5 protein-coding genes are annotated in these 4,650 nt (G+C 68.6%); 4 read left to right on the top strand and 1 reads right to left on the bottom strand.

What is annotated here, in order from left to right; all coding sequences use genetic code 11:
• Positions 1-129: 129 nt before the first annotated feature.
• From GZ998_RS03925 to GZ998_RS03940, 4 genes are all read left to right on the top strand, one after another.
• Positions 130-1,146: a hypothetical protein gene (locus GZ998_RS03925; RefSeq protein WP_308807155.1), complete on the top strand. Its 1,017-nt coding sequence runs from the start codon at positions 130-132 to the stop codon at positions 1,144-1,146.
• 201 nt (positions 1,147-1,347) lie between these two features.
• Positions 1,348-2,232, top strand: coding sequence for a hypothetical protein (locus GZ998_RS12995; protein ID WP_257505013.1), 885 nt, complete (start codon positions 1,348-1,350; stop codon positions 2,230-2,232).
• A 151-nt stretch (positions 2,233-2,383) separates the two neighbouring features.
• Positions 2,384-3,097, top strand: coding sequence for an AzlC family ABC transporter permease (locus tag GZ998_RS03935; protein ID WP_219109095.1), 714 nt, complete (start codon positions 2,384-2,386; stop codon positions 3,095-3,097).
• Positions 3,097-3,420, top strand: coding sequence for a branched-chain amino acid transporter permease (locus GZ998_RS03940; protein ID WP_161923465.1), 324 nt, complete (start codon positions 3,097-3,099; stop codon positions 3,418-3,420). The genes GZ998_RS03935 and GZ998_RS03940 overlap by 1 nt, the downstream gene beginning before the upstream one ends.
• 134 nt (positions 3,421-3,554) lie before the next feature.
• Here the strand turns inward: GZ998_RS03940 and GZ998_RS03945 are convergent, their stop codons facing one another.
• Entirely contained in the window at positions 3,555-3,923 is a 369-nt protein-coding gene (locus GZ998_RS03945) for a class Ib ribonucleoside-diphosphate reductase assembly flavoprotein NrdI (protein ID WP_162679762.1), read from the bottom strand.
• Between the last annotated feature and the right edge of the window lie 727 nt (positions 3,924-4,650).

Here is a 4,650-nt window from a genome sequence, read left to right on the forward strand (position 1 = left end):
CCGGGTCGGCACCCGGGCGACGGCGCCCGGCCCGCCCGCGGCCCGGCGGGGCCCCTGCGGGCCCACCGGCCCCAGTGCATCTGCCAGCGTGCCGGCGCCGCCCGTCGGGCGATCGTCTAAAATCCAAATGTGACGCAAGACAACTCCTCCCCCGCGACGCCGTCATCGGGGCGAGCTGCGCCCGCGCCGCAGACCTCCGCGCCCGGCACAGAAAGCACCCAGCAGGCACCGCGGTCTCGTCGCAGCGACTATCTGCTGACGGCCGCCGTCGGCGCAGTACTGCCACCTGCAATACTCGCTCTGACGGGGGTAGCCGCAGCCGCGTCCGAAGCGGGTCAGCTGCCGCGTATCGCGCTGTTTGCGCTGCTCGCGCTCGTGGTCTCGGCGCTGGCCCAGTGGTTGTTTGCACTGCGTTCCTCATTGGGCGGCCTGGTCGGCGGGATCGTCGCCCTGGCGGCGCAGATGGCAATCGTGTCTATCCCGGGTCGCGCCACCGCCGCCCCCTTCGCCTGGGCGCGCACACTGATCCCCAGCGGGGCGGTGCTCATCGTCGCAGCACTGCTACTGGGCGGTTCCTGGGGAATGCGGCTGGCACGTCGCGCCGGGCGCGCCGATGCACGCCTGTCCGTCAGGCTCAGCGCCCACGACAAGACGCCGGGCGTCACCCCGGCGGCACCCCCGTCGCGGCGCCGCGACCATGCGTTCTCCCTCCCGTTCACGATCGTGACCACGGGTCTCGCCCTCACGCTCATTTCCACCGGATACGCCCGCCTGGTTTCCCCGGATGAGCCCCTGGGCGGGGCGGTGCTCGGCCCCACCTTGGCGCTGATCCTGCTGGTGGTCGGGGCGGCGTTCACAGGCCGCTCCACACTGGGCGCCCGGGCCACCGGAATATTGCTCGTACTGGCCTCAGTGCCGAGCCTGCTGGCTCATATCTGGCCGCAGCTGCCCGGGCACGCGCTGGCACAGCGGCTGCTACCTAACGACCCGACCGGGGCGGGACTCCTGCTGACGGGAATCGTGCTGGTCAGCGTCGGCTGGGGCGCGCACCTGGCCCGGCGCGAGGGCCGCATGCGGGAGCTGGCAGAACTGCGCTCCCGGGAGGAGACCACGCCACCGCACGGAGTGCCCTACTCCCGGGCCTGACTACCGGTCGGTCAAAGGCGCCCGCCCTCCCAACGCCCGACAGACGAGTCGAGGCATTCGGCTGTCAGCTTTTCACTACTACCGCAGTAGGAGGCCTAGACGAGTCCGCCAGTCCCAGGTCGGTCTACTTCGAATCGCCTCCCGGCACGCCTCCCAGCGCACGGTGGCGGCGCCATTACCGTGGCGGACAAGGAGGTTCAGATGAGCACCGACACCAACGCCGCCGGACACGACCCCGAGGACCACGCCACAGCGGCGGACCGGGCCGAGTCCGCCGCCTGGGAGCTAGCGGCCGCCCCGCACGATTCCGCGGACTCCTCCACGCCTGCCGATTCCGCCGACTCCCCCACCCCTGCCGCCTCCCTGACCACGTCGAGCGCTGATCCGGCCGACGAGGCGGTTCAGCCCCCGCACGCCCCGACCCCAGCACCACCCGCGCCCGATCCCGCCCCAGCCCCGGTGCCACCCACACCCGGGTCCGCCCCCACAGCCGACCCCGCTGCGTCGGCGCCCGCAGCCCCCGACGCCGAACCGGCCGCCGACGAACCACGCTCGGAAGACGACATCCTGCTGGAGGGATCAAGCGTCGTCGGCCATCCGAAGTCCCGCGCCGCCGCCCACTGGGCCGGCGTGCTGGTATGGGTAGTCGCACTGCCCCTGGCCTGGTACTTCCTCCACGACGGCGCCGCCGCGGCCGTCGACGGGGCCACCCCGATGCGCTTCGGTCTATCTGTGCGCGCGCTGCTGGAGCTGGCTGCGGGAGCCGCCGCGCTCGCCTTCGCGCTGTGGACCGCCAGCCGATCCAGCCTGGGGTCCTTCGTAGTAGGCGTCATATCCGTTTTGGCGGGCCTGCCGTTCCTAGTCGCGCCTGCCGCTATGAACGATGCGGTGGGCCCGCTGCTGGACCGCCTTACCGCTCACTCGAGCCTAGGCGCCACACTTTCAGCATATTGGTGGGCCGACGCCATCAGCGGCAAGTTCATCGCCTTCGGGCTGTTCATGATCATGGTCGGCGTGGTCTCGCACCAGGCCCGCCGGGCGGGCCGCCGCGAGCAGGAGATCATCGACCGGGTGCGCCGCGCCTGAGTCGGCGTCTCGCCGTTGGACGCGGGACGATTCTGATCTCACCATGAAGTCCGTTTGAACGCCCCGGCCTGACAGCATCTAGCCTGGGGCGGTGCCCGCTTCCAGCGTTCCCTCCCCCGCGGCGTCGACGTCGGCACGCGAGCCGCTGCCCATGGTCAGTGCGCGCGATGCCGCAAGAGACGCACTGCCGATCATGATCGGCTACATCACGCTCGGACTGGCCGCCGGGCTGCTGCTGGTGGCACAGGGCCTGGCATGGTGGTGGGCGCCGGTGTGGAGCTTGGTCATCTACTCGGGAACCATGCAGATGCTGCTGGTCCCACTGGCGGGCACCGGCCAGCCACTAGCGGCGATCGCCGCCTCCACCCTGTTCGTCTCCGGCCGTCACGTCTTCTACGGGCTGGGCTTTCCACTGAATCGGGTCCGCGACCGCCCGCTCACCCACCTGTACGCAATCCACGCCATCACCGATGAGGTGTACGCCCTGCTCGCCTCGCGCGACCGGGCCGCAATGAGTGGGCGCTATATCGTCGTCGTGGAAGCCTTGAGCCATTCCGCCTGGATCACCGGGACGACGGCAGGTGCTCTGGCGGGAACCGGCCTGGCTTCACTTATCGGGGAGCGCGTGGAGCTGCTCGGCTTCGTGCTCACTTCACTGTTCGTGATTCTTGCCATCGAGAATTGGAAGGCGCACCCCGATCTGGCCGTTTTACTCAGTGGATTCGTGGCCGGAGGAGTCGGGCTGCTGGTAGGTGGGTCCGCGGCTCTTCTAAGCGCGCTGGGTACCCTTGCAGCCGCACTCATAACCCTGTATGCGTGGCGGGTCCACGCGAACAGAGCCCCGGCGAGCAGAGGTGGAAGCTGATGCTCACCGATCCCCAACTGGCCGGGGCCGTTGCGGCGGTGGCCGCCATAACCTTCGCCTGCCGTGTTGCTCCGTTCGTGCTGCTGCGCGGGCGCGGGCGCATGCCGTTGGTGGGGTTCCTCGGCGACGCCATGCCGCTCGGCGTCATGATCGTGCTGGTGGCCTATACGCTCGATGGGGTAACTGGCGCCCCCGCAACCTGGCTGCCCGCCCTTGCGGGCATCGGCACCACCGCAGGACTGCACCTGTGGCGCAGATCCCTGGGGCTCTCGCTGATCGGCGGCACCGCCGTCTATGTGGCGGCCAGTCTGCTGCTGAGCTGACCCGGGTGCGCCGTCCCGGACGCGCACCGCCACCGGCACCGACGACGCCGATATCGACACCAGATTCACCCGGCATCACTCGGCTAGAGCGCCACCCGACGCCACGCAACTCAGCACCGTCCGGCACCACTCGGCTAGAGCGCCGCCAGACCCGCACGAATCGTGTCGAGATCTTCACTGGTGCCCACGCCGTTCAGCTTGGCGATAACTGGCACATCATAGGTTTCGCTTACGCGCTTAGCCGCGAAATTGAATGTTTCTACGTGGCTCTTGGCCTTGCTTCCGCTTCCCACCACGGCCACAATCCCCGGATTCGACTCGAGGAACGCCTTCACGGGCTTAGGAATCTGCCCCTTGCCGACCGTGTAGGTGAACAATACGTACTCACCATCCACGCGCTCAGTGCCGTCTACGATCTTGAGGGCATCGGGCAGAAGCCCGAGCCGCTCAACTACCTTCTGCACGTTTCCCGTCTTGGACGCATACACGATCTTCGGCGCCATTTTCCCTCACACGCATTCATCGTCGACATTTACAACCGTCATTCACAATGAGGCCGCATCAACGTTACATCTGTCATGGCCGACGCGCAATCGGCAGTGGCACCTCATGCCCGCTCCTCCGGTTTGTGGCTGTGGCGGGAGGGATCGTGCCGCGGTGTGGTGGTCGCGTTCGCTTCGGCGGGGTCGCACGGGGCCGCGGGTCCGGCCGTGTTGGCGGCCCCGGGCAAATGGTAGAAATCATTGAGACTACGCGGCTTCCTAACCGGGGGGACAACCGCCGGCGGCACCGGCCAGCGATCCCGCGGTTCCAACGATCCCAACGATCCCAACGATCCCGCGGTTCCAGCGGTTCCAGCGGTTCCAGCGGTTCCAGCGATCCCAGCGATCCCAGGTGCTGCGGGGAGGCGTGCCCATGCGCGCGCAGCTCACAGCAGGCCAGTGCCACACACCAGCCTCAACGGGGAGGTACCCACCACTGCGGGGAGGTGAAAACGCCGCTGCGGGTCCCGGTGGTGCCGCGGGGACCACACACTACTGCGGGGGCATCCACTACTGCAGGGGCGCGGACCGGGCCGGCCCGCTCGTGCGCCCCGCGCGACGCTTCCGCACTTCCCGCGACGGTTCGGCACTTCCCGCGACGGTTCGTACCTTTCGGTGACGCTACGTACCCCTACCGTACTGTGATGTCTCATGACTTCTGGGACTGTTGGATCTCATGACATCTGGG

Source organism: Actinomyces sp. 594 (assembly GCF_019325145.1).
Taxonomy (GTDB): Bacteria; Actinomycetota; Actinomycetes; order Actinomycetales; family Actinomycetaceae; genus Actinomyces.

Bases quoted from the DNA above. Each gene is read 5' to 3' on its own strand.
- GZ998_RS12995 (WP_257505013.1), top strand. From the start codon at position 1,348: ATGAGCACCGACACCAACGCCGCCGGACACGACCCCGAGGACCACGCC.
- GZ998_RS03935 (WP_219109095.1), top strand. From the start codon at position 2,384: ATGGTCAGTGCGCGCGATGCCGCAAGAGACGCACTGCCGATCATGATC.
- GZ998_RS03940 (WP_161923465.1), top strand. From the start codon at position 3,097: ATGCTCACCGATCCCCAACTGGCCGGGGCCGTTGCGGCGGTGGCCGCC.
- GZ998_RS03945 (WP_162679762.1), bottom strand. From the start codon at position 3,923: ATGGCGCCGAAGATCGTGTATGCGTCCAAGACGGGAAACGTGCAGAAG.